At 50.5% G+C, this 22,292-nt stretch carries 21 protein-coding genes; 5 read left to right on the top strand and 16 right to left on the bottom strand.

All coding sequences use genetic code 11. From position 1 onward, the window contains the following. Nucleotides 1-218: 218 nt before the first annotated feature. The 6 genes from WH37_RS26195 to WH37_RS26170 all read right to left on the bottom strand — a co-directional run bounded on the left by WH37_RS26195 (nt 219) and on the right by WH37_RS26170 (nt 5,355). A complete protein-coding gene (locus tag WH37_RS26195; RefSeq protein WP_046233598.1) occupies nt 219-497 on the bottom strand; it encodes a hypothetical protein in 279 nt (92 codons plus the stop codon). A 176-nt stretch (nt 498-673) separates the two neighbouring features. Further along, entirely contained in the window at nt 674-916 is a 243-nt protein-coding gene (locus WH37_RS26190) for a hypothetical protein (protein WP_046233597.1), read from the bottom strand. 72 nt (nt 917-988) lie between these two features. Beyond that, on the bottom strand, nt 989-1,807 hold the full coding sequence (locus WH37_RS26185) for a hypothetical protein (protein WP_046233596.1): 819 nt from the start codon (nt 1,805-1,807) through the stop codon (nt 989-991). Between the two features lie 178 nt (nt 1,808-1,985). Then, a complete protein-coding gene (locus tag WH37_RS26180) occupies nt 1,986-3,080 on the bottom strand; it encodes a TolB-like translocation protein (protein ID WP_046233595.1) in 1,095 nt (364 codons plus the stop codon). 92 nt (nt 3,081-3,172) lie between these two features. Further along, entirely contained in the window at nt 3,173-4,642 is a 1,470-nt protein-coding gene (locus WH37_RS26175) for a sensor histidine kinase (protein WP_046233594.1), read from the bottom strand. Next, nucleotides 4,639-5,355, bottom strand: coding sequence for a response regulator transcription factor (locus WH37_RS26170; protein WP_046233619.1), 717 nt, complete (start codon nt 5,353-5,355; stop codon nt 4,639-4,641). The genes WH37_RS26175 and WH37_RS26170 overlap by 4 nt, the downstream gene beginning before the upstream one ends. A 336-nt stretch (nt 5,356-5,691) precedes the next feature. On the opposite strand from WH37_RS26170, the gene WH37_RS26165 reads away from it, so the two are divergent. Both WH37_RS26165 and WH37_RS26160 read left to right on the top strand, forming a co-directional pair. After that, nucleotides 5,692-6,507, top strand: coding sequence for an SDR family oxidoreductase (locus WH37_RS26165; RefSeq protein WP_231594370.1), 816 nt, complete (start codon nt 5,692-5,694; stop codon nt 6,505-6,507). A gap of 40 nt (nt 6,508-6,547) precedes the next feature. After that, nucleotides 6,548-8,293 (top strand): alpha-glycosidase, encoded by a 1,746-nt coding sequence (locus WH37_RS26160; protein ID WP_046233592.1) that lies wholly within the window; start codon nt 6,548-6,550, stop codon nt 8,291-8,293. A gap of 7 nt (nt 8,294-8,300) precedes the next feature. On the opposite strand, the gene WH37_RS26155 is transcribed toward WH37_RS26160, so the two are convergent. From WH37_RS26155 to glgB, 3 genes are read right to left on the bottom strand one after another with little or no spacing between them, the layout of a single operon-like run. Further along, a complete protein-coding gene (locus WH37_RS26155) occupies nt 8,301-8,537 on the bottom strand; it encodes a hypothetical protein (protein WP_046233591.1) in 237 nt (78 codons plus the stop codon). Between the two features lie 15 nt (nt 8,538-8,552). Next, nucleotides 8,553-9,983, bottom strand: coding sequence for a glycogen synthase GlgA (glgA, locus tag WH37_RS26150; RefSeq protein ID WP_046233618.1), 1,431 nt, complete (start codon nt 9,981-9,983; stop codon nt 8,553-8,555). Between the two features lie 46 nt (nt 9,984-10,029). Next, nucleotides 10,030-11,946, bottom strand: a complete 1,917-nt coding sequence (glgB, locus tag WH37_RS26145) for a 1,4-alpha-glucan branching protein GlgB (protein WP_046233590.1) — start codon at nt 11,944-11,946, stop codon at nt 10,030-10,032. A 163-nt stretch (nt 11,947-12,109) separates the two neighbouring features. Between glgB and WH37_RS26140 the strand changes: the two genes are divergently transcribed. Beyond that, a complete protein-coding gene (locus tag WH37_RS26140) occupies nt 12,110-13,372 on the top strand; it encodes a glucose-1-phosphate adenylyltransferase (RefSeq protein WP_046233589.1) in 1,263 nt (420 codons plus the stop codon). A gap of 187 nt (nt 13,373-13,559) precedes the next feature. Here WH37_RS26140 and WH37_RS26135 read toward each other — a convergent pair whose 3' ends face one another. The 7 genes from WH37_RS26135 to WH37_RS26105 form a co-directional block, all read right to left on the bottom strand. Further along, a complete protein-coding gene (locus WH37_RS26135) occupies nt 13,560-15,086 on the bottom strand; it encodes a stalk domain-containing protein (RefSeq protein WP_046233588.1) in 1,527 nt (508 codons plus the stop codon). Nucleotides 15,087-15,202: 116 nt separating this feature from the next. After that, complete coding sequence (gene pyrH, locus WH37_RS26130; RefSeq protein WP_046233617.1) at nt 15,203-15,946, bottom strand: UMP kinase; 744 nt, start codon at nt 15,944-15,946, stop codon at nt 15,203-15,205. A gap of 318 nt (nt 15,947-16,264) precedes the next feature. Further along, entirely contained in the window at nt 16,265-17,011 is a 747-nt protein-coding gene (locus WH37_RS26125) for an SDR family NAD(P)-dependent oxidoreductase (protein ID WP_046233587.1), read from the bottom strand. 90 nt (nt 17,012-17,101) lie between these two features. Next, nucleotides 17,102-18,496, bottom strand: coding sequence for a threonine synthase (gene thrC / locus WH37_RS26120; RefSeq protein WP_046233586.1), 1,395 nt, complete (start codon nt 18,494-18,496; stop codon nt 17,102-17,104). Between the two features lie 127 nt (nt 18,497-18,623). After that, entirely contained in the window at nt 18,624-19,901 is a 1,278-nt protein-coding gene (locus tag WH37_RS36695; RefSeq protein ID WP_046233585.1) for a glycosyltransferase, read from the bottom strand. Nucleotides 19,902-20,071: 170 nt separating this feature from the next. After that, nucleotides 20,072-20,470 (bottom strand): ArsR/SmtB family transcription factor, encoded by a 399-nt coding sequence (locus tag WH37_RS26110; RefSeq protein WP_046233584.1) that lies wholly within the window; start codon nt 20,468-20,470, stop codon nt 20,072-20,074. Further along, nucleotides 20,454-20,882 (bottom strand): SRPBCC family protein, encoded by a 429-nt coding sequence (locus WH37_RS26105; protein ID WP_046233583.1) that lies wholly within the window; start codon nt 20,880-20,882, stop codon nt 20,454-20,456. The genes WH37_RS26110 and WH37_RS26105 overlap by 17 nt, the downstream gene beginning before the upstream one ends. Nucleotides 20,883-21,262: 380 nt before the next feature. Between WH37_RS26105 and WH37_RS26100 the strand changes: the two genes are divergently transcribed. Together WH37_RS26100 and WH37_RS26095 are read left to right on the top strand one after the other, a co-directional pair. After that, entirely contained in the window at nt 21,263-21,514 is a 252-nt protein-coding gene (locus WH37_RS26100; protein ID WP_046233616.1) for a GlsB/YeaQ/YmgE family stress response membrane protein, read from the top strand. A gap of 409 nt (nt 21,515-21,923) precedes the next feature. Beyond that, nucleotides 21,924-22,292, top strand: coding sequence for a helix-turn-helix domain-containing protein (locus WH37_RS26095; RefSeq protein WP_046233582.1), 369 nt, complete (start codon nt 21,924-21,926; stop codon nt 22,290-22,292).

The raw sequence follows: 22,292 nt of genomic DNA, 5'->3' as shown, positions 1-22,292 counted from the left end.
TCCGAGAAATATAGAGAAAGGATAGCGTTAGGATATCCTTTCCTATATTTCAAGCGTAAACGGCTGAAGCCGTCCTCTGGCGGCAAAGCTACCGTTTCGAGGGTGAAATATAAGCCGATTATGAGTATGAAACTTATACATTCTTATATTTGCAAAAAATAGGCATCCACCAGCCAGAGGCGGGGATGCCTGTTTTTTTAATCTTTTTCAAACAAGTATTAGCTATTCGTCGGTTCCGGAATAAGATCCTTCTCGATGATCTGCTGATTGAAATGAGCGATGTTCTTCTCAAAGCAATTACAGTAGTAGTCTTTCCGGCACAATGGACAAGGCACGTTCAGCATACGCGTAACGCCTGTTAATCTCCATACTGGCTTCTGGCTGTAGAACAAACGCGCCTTAGAACCTTCACTAAGTGTCATGATGAACTGATATAACCCTGAGGCAAGATCTTTGTCGGCTAAAATAACGTTCTTAATCTGCAGTTTCGAATTCAAGATTTTCACCCTTACTGTTCGTATTCAAGATTGTGTAATAATACCCTTTATAGCGCCTTAAGTCAATATTTCTGCCGTTAAGACCATCGTTTTGACCTAAATATCTTCATACGAAAGTAAGGAAATCCCGCTTCGGTGAATCCATCCTGCCATACGCGGCATATTTGGTTTTGGCTTTATCCTTTTTTTCTCATGACGTAGATAAATATGAGATAGGCTATAATTAAAGCAAGATTAAACAGCGGTAAAATCGCTTTCCAAAGCTCATTAGGAGCCATTGCAAACATAGTAATCCCTGAAATAAATAGTAAATAGATATTTTGCACTCTTCTTTGAGGCGTTCTTCCGACCTTCACAATGCTGAAAATAACCCATAGTGTGATCAGAACATAAGCGATCACAGCCATTAAATTAAGCATAACTTCACCGCCTATAATCAAGACAAATCATACGTCTCATTTTCCAAACATTACTTTTCGCACAAAAGTATACTAAAGTTTTTCAATATAGCTATAAGCCTTGCCTAAATAAGTCTTTGAACTGCTCCATTGATTTATAACATTTCCTGCTAGCGCTGCTGCTAGCCCCCCACCTACAATAATAGCCCCAATCGCACTCCATGATAACCCAGCTATTGTCCCGCCTACTTCTATCATGAGAGTCATTAATGCAGTATCAAACGTGCTGAATTGCATAGCGAACAAATCAACCCCATTTTTCGCGGTAGCAAACCATTGATTAGAAGCTGTAGCTTGCTTCTGAATATTGCTTCCTTCAGGATCAGGTTTTGCATGATCACCTACCCAATTATAATTCATACTTTCATAGCAGGCAAAAGTATAGCTTGTCATTGTATTATTACTATAATAATGACAAACTGATGGTATACCCGCTTTGTCAACAGCCATCAGTCCCATGCTAGGCTCTTTATCATTCATTAGTTCCCCGTTTATATAAACCTTATAGTCATAAGTAGCAAATATCGTATTTACCGTTAGAGTGTCCGAAAATATCTCAGTATAATTTTTGTTATTCTCATATTCAGGATTAAGATTGAATTTTTTCGACTCTGTAATAACATTCTTTACACCTTGCGAGCCTTCGCTCCTTTCTATAGTTGTAACAGTAGTGACATTGCCTAAAATTTCTCCTTCTACTGTCTTAAGTTCTGTTGTATCCGATATCACATGTATATTTGCATTCTCTGCAAATACTACTGAAACAGCATTTGAAAAAACCAATGTCATAATCACCAATAAACTTATAATTTTTTTACTCAAAATCCAATCACTTCCTTTTTTACCAATCATAATTCACTCCAAATTTTAAACCAATAGGAAAAAAGAACTATATTAATTTCATCGAATTTAGAGATTAATTTTCATTTCACCAAAATAACACAACAAAACACGTTCAATAGAAGAGTAGACCCTTCCTTGAACGTGTTTTCCCCATAGAATATTAAGCTGCGAGCAGTATACAATTGATCTATTTCAACGTAATCACAAACGTAATAAAATCGTTCTGCTCCTGCGAATAAGTCGCTGCGACGATTTTTTTGCCGGAGGGGCTCCAGCTGAGATCATCGGATAAATACTGGACATCCAGCTTGATCGGCACTGTATCGCCACTAATAGCATCCGCTACAAAAACACCGTTGTCGCCGCCCGTTCCTTCCGATGTCAGGCTGTAGGCCAGCTTCTTGCCATCCGGCGACCAGCTTGTGCCAAATACTTGCGTCGCGCTGCCAAGCTCAATCGGTTCATTGCCCTTCGCGTCCGTAATCATCAGCGTCCGTGTCGTATTCGACGTTCGCTTCACCAAAGCGAGCTGCTTGCGCTCTGGCGACGGAATGACCCAAACGACGTCCGTTGCCAGCTTTTCCGCCTGCTTGCTGCCATCAGGCAGGAAATACAGCACTTCATTCACCACATAATAAATGCCGCCCTCGCCGGGCATCGCCGTAAATATCCGCTGCTCGCTATCGTATATCGTCTCCAATGTGCCATCGGCGCCCGCCTTGATCACTTTGCCCTCGATCGTCATAAACAGCACATGCGTATCGTCCATCCACATGCCTGTCGTCGTATCGATTACATCGTTGCCCAGTTCGACCGATTCCCTCGTCTCTAGATCCATAATATAGCCGTGGGCACTCTCTTCGTTATTCAGCTTATAAAATAAATATTTCCCGTCCGGAGACGGCTTGGCAAATCCCTGATGCGCAGGCTGCTCATTCAAGGCCTCCTCCTGCTTCGTTGCCAGATTGTGCAAATACAAATTGTTGGGAAACATCATTTCCCCTTCCACCGCTATTTTCTGCTCATTCTCATTGCGTTTGACAATGACCAACTGCTCCTCGGTAATAAAGCTAATCCCCCGCGTTCTGTCTATTTGTGCAATTTGGCTGACAGCGACCTTCGTATCGGTCGACTGATCCGGCTCGACGACGGTTATCGTTTTATCCGGCTTTTGTATCGTTTCGCGTGTTGGGGCGTTTCCGTCTCCGCAGCCCGCCAGCAGCAGCGCCACACAACATGCAGCCGCACCTGTACTTATCCATTTGAAATGGGTTTGTTTCATCTCTCATTTCCCCTCCCCTTTATTGCTATGCGTTTATTGTAATCAGCCGATGTATCCGCATCATCTCCAGCTTGTTTCGGGCCTGTAAACCTTTAACCGTTATATAGCGGAAAATAGACCCTGAACGTCGTTCCATCCTCGCCTGACTTCACCAGCGCCAGCTCGCCCTTCTGCGCCTCGGCAAGCTGCTTAACGAGCGACAGTCCGAGCCCCGTTCCGCCCGAGATGCGGGAGCGGTCGCGATTGACGGTATAGAAGGGCTCAAAAATTTTGCCATGCGCTTCGGCTGGAATGCCTATCCCTGTATCCTGTACGGTTACGTCAACTCTGTTTCCGTCAACAAACAGCGCGACCTTAATCTGCCCGCCTGGACGATTGTATTTAATCGCATTATCAATTAAGTTGATGAATATTTGCATGAGGCTTTCCTGATCCGCCCAGATAACGGCAGGCTCCAGCTGCGTATGCAGCGTCAAATCAAATTTTGCCGCTTTGCCCTGCATCCGCGTGCACAAATCCAGCAGCAGCGCATCCAGCTGCACGACCTCCGCCTGCTGCTCAAATTCATACTTTTCCAGCGCCGCCAAATGCAGCACCTTCTCGACCATATCGTACAGCCGTCCGGTTTCCTTGCCCATGCTTTGAATCGCCTCATCAATGAGCTTCGGATCATCGCGGTACATATCCAGCAAATCCACATACGCCCGAATCGACGTGAGCGGCGTCTTGAATTCATGGCTGATGTTGCCGATGAACTGCTTCTGCTGCTGCTCCAATTGCTGCAGCTTGAGGATGGCCAGCGTAAGCTTGCGCTGCTCCTCCTGCATTTCCTCAATATGCCGTTCAATTGCGCCGCTCATAAAAAAAATATCCCGGCTTAAGTCGCCCAGCTCATCGCGCCTGCGTACGGGATTTTGCTGCAAATACCGCCCTTCTCGAATGCTGCCCGCAGCGCTTCTCAGCCGGGAAATGACCGCAGCAAGCCTATAAAAATACCCATAGCCCATAGCGGCTCCTGCCACCAAGGCAATAATGCCCGCGGTTTGAAACAGCTCGCGGATCGTCTGGGCGAACTGATGGTCATTTTTCAACGAGTAATGGAAGCTAACCACGCCTAGCAATCCGTCCTCGCCCTGCAAAGGCGCAAAATAAATCAGGGAATCTCCCGCCGTTTGATAGGCGATTTTGCCATTCAGGGCGTATTGCAGCGTGTCGGACAAATTTGCTCCTTTTTCTCCGCCAACGGGAATGGAGCTGCCGGCTTCTTTGCCCTGCGTGTCATACAACGTCGTCTGCATGCCGCTGATCATAGAAATGTATAGCGCCAGCCGCTGCCCTCTTAAAGGCATGAAGGTTACACGCGCAAGCTGCGGTTCGCTTGTAGCGAAGCTTTGCCGAACGTATTGTGCCGCCACCTCGCTCTGCTTGGCCAGCAGCTTCTCGGTACGCTCCTGCTGATCGCGCTTGATTCCGCTTAGCACCATCATGCTCAGTACGCTTACGGTGAGCGCCAGCAGCACGACGAGCACAATGCTCATCCGCAGCTTCAGGCTGATTCTCATGACGGCTCACTCGCTTTTGCCGATGCTCCGGCCTTCGAAGCTTTATAGCCGATGCCATATACGGTCTGGAGCAGCGTCTGGCTCGAATCGCCAAGCTTTTTGCGCAGTCGCTGGATATGAATATCTACGGTACGTGTTCCGCCCGCGTATTCCATATCCCACACCAGATCAAGCAGCTCCTCACGGGTGTATACCCGCTCGGGATGCGACAGCAGCAGCGCGGCAAGATCAAATTCCTTCGGCGTCAGCTCAAGCGCCGTATCTCCAGCCATGATGAGCCGCTGCTGCATATGCACGCGAATGCTGCCCAGCTCATACACACCCGGCTCCTCCTCGCGTCCAGCGAGCTTCTCGACGCGCCGCATCAGCGCCTTCGCTCTGGCGACAAGCTCGCGCAAATCAAACGGCTTCGTCATATAATCGTCGGCGCCAAGCTCAAGCCCCAGCACCTTGTCGACGATGTCATTTTTGACCGTGAGCAAAATAATGCCGACGCCATGACGGTTCTCCAGCTTCCGGCACACTTCATAGCCGTTCATGCGCGGCATCATGACGTCCAGAATAATGACATGCGGCTGGAAGACTGCAACCTTCTCCAGCGCCTCTTCCCCATCGCCAGCCGTCTCGACCAAATAACCCTCGCGTCTGAATGCGTAAGCGACAGCGCTGACGATACTCGCTTCATCGTCCACGACCAATATTTTTTTATCTATCATTTGACCTGTCATCCGACATCGCTCCCCCTCATGCCTGTCTAACCCATATTACCCTTTAACGCTTAGCATAATGCAGCTGTACATCGCCAATATATCGAACTTGTTTCCAACTTGTAAACATGTGTGAACAAAGGATGGATATGTGCACTATGGTCGCCACTGCTGCATTCCTTTCGGTTGTTCAATGTTGCAGCGCAGAAACCGCAAAATAAAAATTGAAATAGTTGGGAATACCCAATGGGTTTAGGGTAAGAGAAATTAGATCATCTTAACAGAATACGGATTTGCAGCGCATGTTCCCCGATCATAATTATACATTGCAGGAGGTTTTCAATGATGGCGAATGAACAAACGAAGACAGGCAGCGGCAGGCTGGCGGGCAAAGCCGCCCTGATAACCGGAGCCAGCTCCGGTATCGGCCGCGCGGCGGCACTGCTGTTCGCCAAGGAAGGCGCTAATGTGGCACTGCTCGATGTGAATGAGGAAGGGCTCGCCATAGTCAAGCAGGAGGCAGAAGCTTTCGGCGTCACCTGCGCAACAGCCGTGACCGACATATCAAGCGAGGAAGCGATCGAGGCTGCATATAAAGTTGCGTTAGACAAGCTGGGCAAGCTTGACATCATTTATGCCAATGCTGGTATTAATGGCTCCATGGCCCCCATAGAGCTGATGAGGTTGGAGGATTGGAGCAAGACGATCAACATTAACCTGAACGGTACGTTTCTGACCGTGAAGCATGCCATTCCGGCGCTTAAGGAAAAGGGCGGCAGTATTTTGATTACGAGCTCCATTAATGGCAACCGCGTCTTCTCGAATATCGGGTTCAGCGCTTACAGCAGCACGAAGGCGGCGCAGGTTGCTTTCACACAGATGGCGGCGCTGGAGCTGGCGAATTACCGCATTCGCGTCAATGCAATCTGCCCCGGCTCGATTAAGACGAATATCGATAAAAGCACGAAACGCTCGCCTTATTTGGAGGAGGTGCAAATTCCGGTCAACTTCCCAGAAGGCGATCAGCCGCTGGAGAAGGGACCTGGCTCGCCCGAGCAGGTCGCCCAGCTTGCGCTGTTCCTCGGCTCGGATGATTCGCATCATATTACAGGCACAACGGTTTACATTGACGGAGCGGAATCCTTGCTTCACGGCTAGTTAAGCCAACTGCTTAATAGGAGAGGAGAAACGACTATTTATGCAAAGAGAAGCCATTCATCACACCCCGAGCCACAAGTGGGCCTATGCCTATGATCTGAGAACCTATCACATTCGGCTGCGCACGAAAAAAAATGATGTGGAGGACGTCGTCATGGTCGCCGGAGACAAATACGACTGGAACGGCAACCTCCAGGAAATTGTAATGGAAAAAATCGCCTCCGATCAGCTGTTTGATTACTGGGAAGGCGTTATTATCCCTAAATACAAACGCTTTTCCTACGGTTTCCGTATGCATGCCGGCACAGAGACGCTGTGGAAGATCGAGACAGGTTTTTATGCGCAGCAGCCGACACCTCCAGGCGGTTATTTCGAGGTGCCCTACATTCATGAGGTCGACTTGTTCGATGCGCCAGACTGGGCGAAAAACGCGGTCTTTTATCAAATCATGGTGGACCGCTTCAATAACCGAAACAAGGAAAACGACCACGATTACGTGAGGCCTTGGGGAGAAAAGCCGGATATTCATTCACATTTCGGCGGCGACTTGCAGGGGATTTTAGAGAAGCTGGATTACATTAGCGACTTAGGCGTAAACGCGATCTATTTGACACCACTGTTCACTTCGCCTTCCAATCATAAATACGATACGGTCGATTATCATACGATTGATCCGCAGTTCGGCGATCTCGAGCTGCTCAAGAAGCTGGTCGACGAGTGCCATAAGCGCAGCATTCGCGTCGTGCTGGATGCGGTGTTCAATCATGTGAGCGAGCAGTTCCCCCATTTTCAGGATGTGCTGAAAAACGGCGAAAAGTCCAAATACAAGGACTGGTTCCATTTGAATCACTTTCCGGTAGCCGTTCAGGATGGCAAGGCGAACTATGATACGTTCGGTTTTTATGGCAATATGCCTAAGCTCAACACCGCCAACCCCGAGGTGAAAAAATATTTGCTCGATGTCGCCGTCCATTGGATTCGTGAAGCGGACATTGACGGCTGGCGGCTTGATGTCGCCGACGAAATCGATCATCATTTCTGGCGGGAATTCCGCGGCGCAGTCAAGGCAGTGAAGTATGACACCTACATTATCGGCGAGGTGTGGGGAGATGCGCTGCGCTGGCTGCAAGGCGACCAGTTCGATTCGTCGATGAACTATCCCTTTACGAACAGCGTGCTCGATTTTTTCTCCAACAACGGCAGGCATGCCTCGGATTTTGCCGAGGAGGTAAACCGCCTGCTCGTACGTTATCCCCAGCAGACGAACGAAGCGCTGCTTAACCTGCTATCGAGCCACGATATTCCGCGCTCCTTAACCCGGATGGGTGGCGATAAACGGAGGGCGAAGCTGGCGGCAGTGTTTATGATGACGTCGATGGGCGTACCTTGCGTCTTCTATGGCGATGAAGTTGGCATACAAGGCGGCGGCGACCCGGATTGCCGCAAATGCATGGAATGGGACGAGGCCAAGCAGGATCGGGATTTGCATGATTTTTATCGGATCGTCATTTCGCTCCGTAAAAAGCATGAGGCGCTGCGCTGCGGCCGCTTCCGCTTCCTGCAAGCGAGCAGCGAGAAAGCCACCTTCGTTTATGAGCGGATGAACAATAAGCAGCATTTCACCATTTGGATGAACAATACAGAGGAAGATGTATTTCTCGCCCACCCGATGCTGGCCGGCGGCTGGCGTGATGCGCTCACAGAGGAAGAAGTGGCGACGTTCAAGGATCAGCTCCGCATTGAGCTTGAGCCGATGGGCTACCGGATATTGTACCGCAATATTTAAAATCAGCTTAAAAAAAGCAGCAAAAAAAGGGGACAGGCATCGGATTTTTCGAGTGCCTATCCCCTTTTTTTGCTGCTTTATCGTACAGATGCGAAGCATAACGTCCGCCACGTCCCTGAATAAACAGAAATTGCACTTTGAGCTGAAGCTTGCCGAGTGCGATCACCTCATCCAAGGTTAGCGTATAATGGCGCAGCTTGGAATGAAAATGCGGCTGGCGGGTAAAACGGTCAGAGGCAAACAACGCTTCATAGCATCTTTATTGACCCAACTCTTTATAAAGCGCTATGTAACGCTCAGCCGACGCCCCCCAGCTGTAATCGCCGGCAAAGGCAGCTGCGGTCAGCTTGTTGCGATGCGACTCATTCCACCACATATAAATAGCATAACGAATCGTATTCAGCATATCCCGGCTGTTGTAGTTCGTGAAGGAGAAGCCGTTGCCTTCTCCCGTCCACTCATTGTAGCTTTGAACGGTGTCCTTCAGTCCGCCAACCTCGCGCACGATGGGCAAGCTGCCATAACGCAGCGCCAGAAGCTGGCTGATGCCGCACGGCTCGAATAGCGACGGCATGAGGAACATATCGGATGCGGCATAAATTCGGCGGGCTACGCCATCGTCAAAGCCGATCCACGATACCATTTTGTCCGGATAACGATGCTGGGCGGCGCGGAACGCGTGCTCCATCTCAGGTTCTCCGGTGCCAAGCAGCACGAGCTGAATGTTTTCCGTTTGCAGCAGCTCGTCCAACACCTCCAGCACAAGCGGCAGCCCTTTTTGATCTACGAGCCTTCCGACCATGCCGATCAGGGGAATCAAATCGTTGACCGGCAGTCCGAGCTCCTTCTGGAGTGCGGCTTTGTTTTGTTTTTTCAGCTCTAGGCTGTTCTTATATTGAAATGGAATGAACAGATCCGTCTCAGGATTGTAGCTGCGTGCATCAATACCGTTAACGATTCCGATTAGCCGATCGCCTTTGGCCCGCAGCGTGCCATCCATACCATAGCCATATTCGGCTGTACGAATCTCATTGGCGTAGGTCGGGCTTACCGTCGTCACCCGATCCGAAAGCTGGATGCCCGCCTTCATAAAGCTGACAGACCCGTAATATTCTACACCGTCCGCTGTAAACGTCTCGTCTGGCAAGCCTAGCCAGTCTCCCAATGCCGCCCGCGGGTAATTGCCCTGATATTGCAAATTATGAATAGTGAACACCGTCTTCACGCGGGAATATTCTGGCCGATGCCAATAATGATGCTTGAGCAGAGCGGGAATCATGCCCGTATGCCAATCATGGCAATGCAGCACATCCGGGATGAAGCCCATCACGGGCAGCGCATCAAGCACCGCCCGGCAGAAAAACGCATAGCGTTCCCCATCATCACCATAGCCATAAGCCGAGCCGCGACGGAAATAATGCTCATTGTCGATAAAATAATAGACAACGCCGTCATGCACAAGTTCCTTGATGCCGCAGTAAACATGCCTCCAGCCTATGGAAACATAAATGAAGCCCAGCTCCTTCATCTGCGCCCGATAAACGTCCTTTACCGAAGCATAAAGCGGCATAATGACGCGCACATCCGCGCCTTTCTCATTCAACGCTTCCGGCAGTGAGCCTGCTACATCAGCAAGGCCGCCCGTCTTCATAAATGGCACGCATTCCGCTGCCGCAAACAATACGTTCATGCTTGTCATCCCCTGCTCTTTGGTTTCATAATGCTGCATTGCCAATCTAACGGGAACGCTTCACCTTTACCCGCCGCAAAATAAGGACAGATAACGGCGGCAGCGGCAGCTCTACGCTGTTTTTCTTATCATGCCAGTTGATGCGCTGGGATGCAATGGTTCCACCTTCACGCAGCAGCCCGGCTTGAAAACCCGACCCGCCATAAGCAGGCTCATCGCTGTTCAGCACAATTTCATAATCGCCTGCGCTCGGCACGCCAATGCGGTAAACTGGATGCGCGTAATCGGTAAAATTGCACAGCATGATGAGCGCTTCCCCCTTCGGGCTAGCCAGCCTGCGATAAGAAAGGACGCTCTGCAAATCATCCTCGTGCTCGATCCATTCGAAGCCCTTGTAATCATGGTCGAGCTTCCACAGCGCTTTTTCTTGCGCATACAGCTGATTCAGCCTGCGGGTATAAGCCTGCATCCTCCAATGCGGCTCATAATTCAGCAGCAGCCAGTCCAGCTCGGCATCGTCCTTCCACTCGATGAACTGGGCAAATTCGCCGCCCATGAACAGCAGCTTTTTGCCAGGATGAGTCATCATATAGCCGTAAAACAGCCGCAGTCCGGCAAATTTTTGCTCATAGCTGCCGGGCATTTTGTTCAGCAGCGATTTTTTTCCGTGCACAACCTCGTCATGGGAAAGCGGCAGCGCATGATTGTCCTGCCATGCATACCAGATCGGAAAGGTCAGCAAATTATGATGATTTTTCCGGTTGAAAAAATGCTCCTTCGCATAGCTTAGCGTGTCATTCATCCAGCCCATATTCCACTTATAGTTAAAACCGAGTCCGTCTTCATCGACCGCTTTCGTAACGCCGGGATAAGCATTCGACTCCTCGGCCATCATAAGGGCATGCGGGTAATATTGAAAAACCGTCTTATTCAGCTGGCGCAAAAAAGCGATGCCTTCAAGATGCTCCTTGCCGCCGAATTCATTCGGCCGCCACTGGCCTGGCTTTTTATCAAAATCATGATACAAAATGCTGGTGACCGCATCTACGCGCAACCCATCAATATGAAACAGGTCGAACCAAAACAACGCATTCGAAATTAAAAAATTGCGGACCTCCGGCTTTCCATAGTCGAAGGCTAGAGTTCCCCAGCCGGGCTTCTCGGCAATGAGCGGATCTTCATTCTCAAACAAAGCGGAGCCGTCGAAGCGGCGCAAGCCATGCGCATCTTTGGCAAAATGCCCCGGCACCCAGTCCAGAATGACACCAATACCATTTTGATGGCACAGGTCTACCAGCTCCATTAATTGCTGCGGCTCACCGTAACGGCTGGTCGCGGCATAATACCCTGTCGGCTGATAGCCCCATGATTTATCATACGGATGCTCGGTCAGCGGCAGCAGCTCCAGATGGGTATACCCCATGTCCGCTACATAAGCGACCAATTGATCAGCCAGCTCGCTGTAGGAAAGCAGCGTATCATCCTTATGCCTGCGCCAGCTGCCAAGATGCACCTCATAGATGTTCATCGGACGGGCATACGGCGTTTTCTTTCCGCGCATCCATGCCTCATCCTGCCACGAATAACCGTTCAGCGACCAGACGCGCGATGCGGTTTGCGGTCTTACTTCGGCATATACGGCGTAAGGATCGGCTTTGAGCAGCCTCTCACCATTTTGGGCTATCATTTCATATTTATACAAAGCGCCCTTCGGCATATCCGGGAAGAAGCCTGTCCATATGCCGGACTTGTTCAGTCGGGTTAGCGGCTCATTGTCGCCGTGCCAGCCGTTAAAATCCGTCGCCAGACGAACCTCCCGCGCCTCCGGCGCCCAAACGTTAAAGCGTATGCCTTCGATCCCATGCTCGGTTGATTGGTGAGCGCCCATTTTTCGGTAGCTATGCGCCCATGTTCCTTCATGAAACAGGAAAATTTCTTCTTCGGACAATGTGGAGATTTCCATCCGTTTCACCCACTTTATGTTCGCAATGAACGTATAGTAAAGCACACGAAAGCTAATATTAACCTTAAAAACTGATTTTGACTCAACCGTTTCAAGCGCCCTTCAGTCGTTTAAAAATACCTTACAACAACCCGTCACGGACGGCCTGGAGGGAAAAAGCCTTATGCATAAAACTGATTGCATCGCTATGCTGCTAGCTGGAGGACAAGGAAGTCGTTTAGCACCGTTTACAGGCCATATGGCCAAGCCCGTCGTATCGTTTGGCGATCGTTTCCGCATGATTGATTTCCCATTAAGCAATTGCATCAACTCGGGCATCCGCACAATTGGCGTGCTCACCCAATATTGCTCTGATTCGGTTCACGACCACATTTCGGACGGAGAAGCCTGGCTGCGCTCAGCAACTACGAAGCATTCTGGCGAAATTTCGATGCTGCCTGCTTCTCGCGTATCAAGCTCAGGCTGCTACACGGGAACGGCCGATGCGATTGTTCGCAACATTGCTTATGTGGACGAGCATCATCCAGAGCATGTGCTTGTTTTGTCAGGCGACCACATTTACCAGATGGATTATCGTCCAATGCTGGAGTTTCACAAGGCAAACCAGGCGATGGCAACGATTGCCGTCAAGCAGGTGCCATGGCGTGAGGCCCACCGCTTCGGCATTATGCATACGGACGAGCAGTCTCGCATCGTGAGGTTTGAGGAGAAGCCGGCGAACCCGGAAAGCAACTTGGCTTCAATGGGCATTTATTTGTTCCGCTGGCAAGATTTAAGAAGCTTCCTGCTGGAGGACGCCGCTAATCCTCATTCAAGCCATGACTTTGGCAAAGATATTATTCCCGCCATTTTGGCTGCAGAGGAAAACTTGAACGCTTATCCGTATGAGGGCTACTGGCGCGATGTTGGCACCGTGGAAAGCCTCTGGGAAGCGCATATGGAGCTGCTTGACGGCGAGATGAACTTGTCAACAGAAACTTGGCCTCTGCGTTCCAAGGAGGTTCTTCCGGCGCCCAAGCCCTATGTCAGCCCGCAAGCTGTGCTGAGCAACAGCATCGCTCATCCAGGCTGCACAATCGAAGGCCGGATTTCCCGCTCGGTGCTGGGCGCAGGAGTCAGCATTGGAAAAGGCAGCGGCATCGCCGAAAGCATCATCATGCCTGGTGCAAAAATTGGGCGCAATGTTATTATTCATAGAGCCATCATTGGCGAAAACGCCGTTATTCATGACGGTGCAATCATCGGGGAGAGAAATCACGGAGATATAGCCGTCGTCGCCCCCGGCGAAGCAATTGTGGCTCAGATTATGACTGGCAGCGGCAGCAAATTGAAGGCGCTTGAACATTTAGAACAGTATGAGAAATCAGCGACAGAGCTTGTTGGTACAGGAGAAGAGAGATTCAGCAATAGCGTCTTATACTATTAATGCGTTGTGTCATTAGTGGATGTCTTGCAGCATGAACGCTGCTGTATCCCATTACTTTCGACATGGCGCTCGCTTTACCCTGCTTGCCGAATCAGCAAATTATATAGCGGCTTATGCAAAAATAACCCTCGGTCCACGAAGCAATGTGGGCCAAGGGTTATTTGAGGTTGTTAAAAGATTTCTTCCATTATTCGTTGGACTGATCCGAAATCGTCAACTGGCTGAGCTTCTCGTTCCATTGAACCGAGAGCCCCAAGCCTTGCTCCAGCAACTGGTAAGGAACGGCCGTCGCACCGGTATAAACAATCGGCGGCTCTGGCAGCTCAAACGTCGTATTGCCTGACTTCGCCTGCTTATCCCCCACGCGGAAGGCTACGGAGCGCTCCTTGTATTTAAGCGTATAAATTCTAAAGCCTTCGTTATTAAGAACGGCGTTCATCGTCATGCCTAATACTTTAGCTGCGTCTTTTATAGGCACGTATACCGTCTCCCCTTGCGGCAGAGTAGGGTAAATGCTGCTTAGCCATTGCCCATTTATGAACGTATCAACGGCTGGCCTTGCCAGCATAGGCGTATAAACCATGCCATCGCTGCGCACAGATGGCCCGCCCGCTTCATAAAACTTGTTATGGCCCCAGCCCCATGCCTTGCCATCCTCATCGATGGCAACGCCGTGTTCTTCCCCCGCTGCGATATGCTTGATCCGGGTGAGACCTCGCACTTTGCCCTGCTTGCCAGTTGCGGTATATCCATAAGCAAAAACCTCGCCATCGGTCGTCAGCAAAAGCAGGCTGCCCGCACTCCCGCTTATCTCCTTCAGCGTCAGTATCGGATACAGAGCTTGTTTTTTGCCATTTTCAGCAATACTCCACGCTTTTCCTTTCGTATCTAATGCCATCACGCCGCCGCTATACGCGACGATGGAGGTTATGCCAGACAAGCTGGATATTTTAGCCGGAGCTGTAGGCTTAATCGTCTCCGCACCATCTCGGGGCGCCGCCACAGGCTGCCAGCTCCATACCGTTCCATCCTTCTTCACGGCGTAAGCCTTAGGATAACCGTATGCTACCTGCACGACTTGATTTAAGCCCTTCACGGCAGCTGGTTTTCCAAAGCTGAGCTTTCCGGTGTCGTCTTGCTGCTTCGTCCATGTTGCGACCGTGCCATTCTTCAATAAAGCTATATCATAGCCGTAGCCGCCTGCCACCTTCGCTACGCCAGCAGCGCCTGCCACCTGCCGAAGCCCATTCGTATTTGTTCCGCTGCTGTCATTCAATCCCCAGATCCAGACCGATCCGTCTGCTTTCACCGCCAAATAGTTTTGATCGCTCTTATTGATATGAATGTATACAATATCGGAAAGTCCTGCATAGCGTACGGGAGCTACTGTATTGCGAAAGCCTGTATTTCCTTCCAGCCCAAGCTCCCCCAACAAATTGCGTCCCCAAGCCCAAACCGTGCCGTCACTGCGCAGCGCAATCGTATAGTTATGGGCTGCTTCTATTTGCGTAAAGCCTTTTGCGACGGCTTCGACCGCTTGCTCCTGCTCTTTCTCTTGCGCCAGGGTTGGTACTAGTTTCCCGTTTGCAGCTACCGTACTGTGCGGGCCGCCCGTCCATGCAATCGCTAATAGGAGCGTAAGCGCCAGCAAGCTGCGCCAAGCCTTCCCTCTCTTTTTCGTCTTCCTTGTCGTAGTTGTGTTGAGCATCTTCATTCTAACCCCCTATGACCATTTACAAGCTGTCTATATGGACGATATTCCCAATTGAAAAGTTGCAGCCTGACGGTCATTCGGTCATTAGTAATGAAAGATGAGGGGTATGGAAAAAATCAAGCGTCCATCTCCAGCACTGAGCTGTTGCTGATCAGCGTACCGACATGGCTGCCATGGCAAATTGCCTTCATTGAGCCCGGCTGGTCGAAATTAAACACATGAATCGGCAGGTTATAGTCCCGTGCCAAAATAAACGCCGACTGGTCCATCACCTTAAGCTGCTGGTCCAGCACATCGTTGTAGTGCAGCGATTTGAATTTTCGCGCTCCCTTGTGCAGCTTGGGATCGGCGTCAAGCACGCCGTCTACGCCCTGCTTGGCGACCAGCAGCGCATCGCAGCCTACCTCAATCGCCCGCTGCACCGATGGATAATCCGTCGTCACATACGGCTGCCCGTTGCCGCCCGCGAAAATGACGATATACCCCTTCTCCAAATGATGCACCGCCCGCAAACGGATGTAAGGCTCGGCAACGCTGCTGACAGGCAGCGCCGTCATAACGCGCACTTCCTTCTTCGTTCTGGCTTTCAACACTCCTCTGAGCATCAGGCTGTTAATAACGGTCGCCAGCGTACCGATATTGTCCGCCTCTGCACGCTCAATGCCCCAGCTCTCGCCCATATTGCCGCGAAAAATATTGCCTCCACCAATAACGAGTGACACCTCTACGCCCATTTTTACGACGGACAGCACCTCGCTGGCGATATGCTCCAGCTTTTCGGGTTCAAAGCCAAACTCGCTTCCTCCCGCAACCGCTCCTCCGCTTAGCTTAATCAGCACTCTTTTATACCTGTTGTTCATCATTGATCATGCACCTCCAGTTAGATTAACGTTCGCAAGAAGCAGAACATCGGGGACTAAGCCATTTACATAGCGACTTGAAAAAGGGCATAAAAAAACACCAAAGCATCAAATGCCTTGGTGTTTCAAAGGAATGGAAATAGAAACGCGCTTCGGACCGGACGGACAAAATTGGCCATGCCATTGCCTTAGCTTTCGCTCCATACCCCCGTCTCCTTCCTTCATTCCCTTGTTGATTTTGTCTTATTCTACGCCAGCACTAGGCAAGTTGCAATAGTAGCTTAGGCTTAGGGCTTGCGATGCTGATACGAAATGATGCTACTCCTCGTAAATCATTTTACGCGTCATGCCGCCATCGACGACGAGATTAATGCCATTAACAAAATCATTGCCCGGATCGGTCAAATAAAAGCAGGCTTTCGCAATATCCTCCGGCTTGCCGACCCGCATGGACGGATGCTGGCTGTGATCCTCCGGCCGCAGCGCTTCATAATCGCCTGTTTCGATCCAGCCGGGGCTGATCGCATTCACGCGAATACGATCCGGGCCAAAAGAAAGGGCCAGCGCATGCGTCAGTGCAACGATGCCGCCCTTGGAAGCCGCATACGCCTCCGTATTGGGCTCAGACATTAAGGCGCGGGTCGAGGCCATATTGACGATGGCTCCGCCTCCTTTGCCGCGCATCAGCTTAGCGGCTTCCCTTGCGCATAAAAAAGTGCCGCGCAAATTGGTATGGAGAAGCGCATCCCATTCTTCAACCGCAAGGTCGTACGGCGACTTCCACACCGCATAACCCGCGTTGTTAATCAGCACATCTAGGCCGCCGTAGGTTTCACGGATAAAAGCGAACATCGCTTCAATTTCGGCTGGCTGAGCCAAATCAATTGCATACGCAGCAGCCTTACCGCCCTGCTCTTGTATACGAAGCGCCGCCTTCTTGGCTCCTTCGCTGACGCGGTCTGCCGCAATAACGAGAGCTCCCCTCCCCGCATAGGCTTCGGCAACCGCTAAGCCGATGCCTCGCGCGGCGCCGGTTACCAGCACTATTTTTCCACTATAGTCCAATGATCAGCTACCTCCTTCTACGTCCCTTCATTGTACACAAACAGCCGATCAGATAGGCTCTGATCGGCTGCTCCCGCTGTTTATGCGCGATTAGGCGTTATAAAATTTCATCAGCTCGCTGACAATCGCTTCCTGTGTTCCTTCTACGCGAGTCTGGCGCTGCGTTTTCTCAAACAAGGACGAAATTTGCTCAGGAAATGCCTGCTCAATGCCGCAAAGGCGAATTGCCTCATCGAACTTGGCAGGATGCGCCGTAGCCAGCGAAATCGTTACATCGCCGCTTTCTGCGCATTGATCGGCTGCCGCCACGCCGCAAGCGGAGTGGGGATCGAGCAAATAATCGGTTTCTGCCTTGTATTTGCTAATCGTATCGAGACATTCCTGTCCTCCAACGCCATGAGCGCCGAATTCGGCTTGAACCCGCAGCAAATCATCTCCAGAAATAACGAGCTTGCCTTCCTTGCGGAACTGGTTCATCAGCTCGGTAATCAGCTGCGGATTTTCACCGAGCACATAATACAAATAACGCTCGAAGTTGCTAGCCACCTGAATGTCCATCGAAGGGCTGTACGTGCTGCGGAAATCTCCCGGCATATACACGCCTTCCTTGATGAAACGCTCCAAAATGTTATTTTCATTCGTCGCCAAAATCAGCTTATTCACCGGAAGGCCCATGCGCTTAGCAAGGTATCCCGCGAAAATATCGCCAAAGTTGCCTGTCGGCACGCTGAAATTGACTTCTTTCACATCCTGCTGCTTCGCAACCTGGAAGTACGCATAGAAATAATAAACCGTCTGCGCCAAAATTCGCACAAAGTTAATGGAGTTAATCGCACACAGATGGTTTGCGGACTTAAACTCCAAATCAGCGAACAAATCTTTAATGATGCGCTGGCAGTCGTCAAAATTGCCATCGACCGACAAATTCAAGACGTTGTCATCCGGCACCGTCGTCATTTGCAGCTCCTGCACCTTGCTGACTTTGCCATGCGGATGCAAAATGCAAATTTTGATGCCGTCTTTGCCACGAACGCCTTGAATCGCCGATGCGCCTGTATCGCCGGACGTCGCGCCAAGAATATGGATCGTCTTGTTCTGCTTGCGGGATACATACGTATATAATTCCCCCATAAATTGCAGCGCAATGTCCTTAAACGCAAAGGTTGGGCCGTGGAACAGCTCCAGCAAATACAGGTTGTCCTTCAAACGGCGAACGGGCGTTACGCCTGGATCGCGGAATGTTCCGTAGCTGGCATTCACCATCGCCCGCAAATCTTCCGCCGGAATTTCATCGTTTGTGAAATAACCGAAAATCTCCAGCACCAGCTCCTGATAAGACAGGTTCTGCCACGCCTTCAGCTTTTCTGCCGAAAAAACAGGAATTTCACTCGGAACGAGCAAACCTCCGTCATCTGCAAGCCCCATTAGAAAAGCGTCGATAAATCCGATTTTGCCAACATTTCCTCTTGTGCTAATATACTCCACCGGGTAATCCCTCCGAGTTTCTTTTGTAACATCATATCATCGTTTCCGGTTAAAATCGAATGGATTATTGAAATCCTCCCTGCATTTTATCGCCTAAACGCCTGCGCTGCGCTGCGAGATTTGCCCGTTATTCCCGCGCGGACGACACAATCAGTTCATACAGCTGCGACAAGGTGTCGCGGCGCTCCTCCTGCTCCATCCTTTGGATATACGCGGCGCGGTTCTCGTAGACATCTTTAATCGCCGCCAGCAGCGTCTCTGGCGTCACCTTCTCCTCATGCAGCACCTCGCAAAAGCCCGACGACTTAAACGAATCTGCGTTAAGCAGCTGGTCGCCCCGGCTCTGCGCCTTCGTAAGCGGAATGAGCAGCATCGGCTTGCGCAAATGCAGAAACTCAAAAATCGCGTTCGAGCCCGCGCGGGAAAGCACGATATCGCTCATCGCCAGCACATCGGGAAGCTGCTCATTAATGTATTCGAACTGCTTGTAATCCGCCGTCTCAAGGGCAGGCTCCACCTGTCCCTTGCCGCATAAATGCACGATGCTGAATTTGCGGGTCAGCTCACCAAGCGCGCTGCGCACCGCCTTATTAATCGCCCGCGAGCCGAGGCTGCCGCCCATTATAAGCAGAACGGGCTTCACTCCGCCTGTTTCTACGCGCTCCGCTTCTTCCATCGCCGCCAACGGCTCGGCTGCGTCCACGCTTTTTCCCGAAATGCTCACGACCAGCTTGGCAGGATTAGCTGAATAGGCGGCATCGGCCTTTGCCGCCTGCTCCTGCGGCGTCTTGCCCAGCGTCTGTGAGCTGCCTGCAGCACCCGCGGCGGCTGCATCAGCTGCTTCGGATGCGGGCAGGAGACCGCAATAGGCTCTGCCTCGTGAGGCAACGCCTTGCCGCAGCTCATCGCGGATAACTGCGCCGACATAATGGGACTTGCCTGAAGGCAGATGCTGCGCCGTCTCAGGAAAAGTCGTGCAAACGCCCGACGCAAAAGGGATTGCAATGCGATTCGCCAGCCCCGGCGTCAGATCCGATTCATGAATAAGCACCGGCACCCGATTGAGCCATGCGCCCAGCACAACCGGAACGGAAACGAAGCCGCCCTTGGAAAAAATAACGTTCGGCTTCTCCCGCTGGATGAGCCGATATGCTTGAAAGACCCCTTTAACGACCTTGAAGGGGTCCTTTACATTTTGCCAGTCCAAATAACGACGAAGCTTGCCTGTCGCAATGCCGTGATATGTAAGCTGCTCTAGTGGAGCAGTAAGTTGCTTTTCTATGCCGTTTTCCGATCCAATATAATGGATCTTCCAGCCGGCTTCCGCGAAGCGGGGAATCAGCGCCAAGTTAACAGTCACATGGCCTGCCGTCCCTCCGCCTGTAAACATAATTTTCCTGCCCATTGTCTATAACCTCCGGTTCCTTGCTGCCCATTCTCTTCCTTGCTTCCCGTGCTCTTTATATGTATGACGAAAAATCAGGAAATTGTCAACTCATCTGTCGTATATACATATGCTCAGAGATCATAGGACCGGAAGCATCGGGCTATGGGCGGGCTCTTGCATCACTCCCGCTACGTATCTAGTGTTTTCACTGCTGCTGGAGCCTGAAGGGCATCCGATGCCTCCCCCTGACCATCGTCCTCTACGTAACGCTTGAGCGCACTGAGCTTATTTTCCCAATAACGTTCGTAGAAAGCGAGCCAGCGCTTTAGCTGCTGCAAAGGCTCAGTATCGAGCCGATAACGGGTTTCCCGTCCAACCTTACGCTCCTTGACCAGTCCTGCCTCTGCCAAAATTCGTAAATGCTTCGATACCGCGGTCCGGCTCATCTCATAATGACTGCTGATGACAGTGACGGGCATCTCCTCATCGACAAGCAGCCGAAGCAGGCTGCGACGGGTCGGATCGGCAATCGCTTGGAACACCTCTGCCTTCGGCTCCGCCGCCGCGCTGCTATTGTGCTTCGACATACGAAGCCAGCCTTTGCTGAATGCCCGTCCAGCCCTTGTCCATATGGCCGCGAACGATTTCATGCGGCTGTCCGAACTCCGTCACCGCACCCTCATTCCATCCGCTGTGAATGAGCGTAAACTCCGTTTCTTCTCCGACAGCCTTTAACTCGAAGGAGAGCGTCCAGTCCTTGCCCCATTTGAATGAGAGACGATTGGGTGGATCGATGACCGTCACCTTGCAGGGAGACTTTCCGAACGCGCCCGCTTCTAGCTGGAACTCATAACCCTCCTCCGGCTGAAAATCATTCGGCATAAACCATGCGGCGATGCCTTCCGACGTCGCCACTGCCTTCCACACTTTGTCTATTGGCGCTTTAAGCACCAGCGTCTGCCGGATATCCGGCAGCGTATTTGCCGCTTCACTGCTCATTGCTGATCGTCTCCTCTTATAATTGATTTATCATCTAAGTTCTTGCGGACACAATGCCAGGCGCATAGCCTTCCGGCGCATTCCATACCTTCGCGGCCTGCCCCTCTTTATAGCGCAGCTTTTTCAACAGTCCCTCATCAATCATCCGGATTCCTCCTTCAAGCTTTACGAAACCAAATGGTTTCCTTTCGAATTATACGAAACCATTTGGTTTCATGTCAATAGGCCAAGCTCCATTAGATTATCCAAAACCTTCCTGTATTATTTGTGATTAGCGGAGCGTAATTATGGTTACATAGATTACATGACAGACTACAACAGCTGACACAAGCAAAGCAGTGGTGAACAGCACAAAGACAAAGAGAAAGGCAGTGATCAATATGGGTTTTTTATGGGCGTTAATTATAGGAGGCATAATCGGTTGGCTCGCAGGAATGATCGTTGGACGTGATGTTCCCGGAGGCATCATTGGAAATATTATTGCAGGGTTTATTGGCGCATGGCTCGGAGGCTTGATCTTCGGCGAGCTTGGTCCGGTCATCGGCGGCTTCTATTTCATCCCAGCGTTAATAGGCGCAGTCGTGCTAGTGTTTATTCTCAGCCTGATCTTGGCCGGCCGAAGACGGGCGTAATCGTTTTCAACACGCACAATTTTCAAAAAATATATGTAGAAAAACCAAACAACCTGACGCCAGAACGGTTCTATGTCAGGTTGTTTGGTTTTTCAGGGTATTTTTTCGTAAGCATTAAACGACTATTAGCGACAAAAGGCCATGTCGAAAACCGAATATCGTGTCATAATTTGTAATAATATATACTTTATTTTTCATCAAGCGCAAAAAATATATTTATTCAAGAAATTGTTCAAATTACAAGACTTGTGTTGCTGCTCTGAGGTTGTTAATCTTAACATAGGCCTAAATGATCAGCCGTTGAAATATCTAGCATTTTGCGCCTATGCGCAGGGGCTGACATCGGTTGTAATTGGTTTTTAATAACTGTAAAATGTTTGTAGTTACCGAAGGTTAATAGGAGGTCCTCATGTTTGCTAAACGCCTTAAACAACTCAGAAAAAAAAGAAAATACTCCATGCAGCAATTAGCGGATACCGTAGGCGTGGCTAAGAGTACCTATGCAGGCTATGAATCCGGCTATCGGCAGCCTACTTTGGAGACCATTCAAAGCATTGCCAAGAAATTAAGTACGACATCCGATTATTTGCTAGGATTAACGGACTATCCTGACCAACAGGAGCCGAGCAACAACGCCAAGGAGTTTTTCAATCATGAGCAGCTTCATTGGGACGGCGTTCCGCTGGAGCAGGAGGATTTAGAGCTTGTCCGGATGCTGCTTGAACGCGTTGTGCGCGACCGCACCTCATCTGGCGACCCTTCGCAAAATCCTTCCTAG

The organism is Paenibacillus algorifonticola, from assembly GCF_000971975.1.
Taxonomy (GTDB): Bacteria; Bacillota; Bacilli; order Paenibacillales; family Paenibacillaceae; genus Pristimantibacillus; species Pristimantibacillus algorifonticola.
The sequence above is the reverse complement of the archived record's forward strand: the minus strand, read 5'-3'. Positions and strand labels throughout refer to the sequence as shown.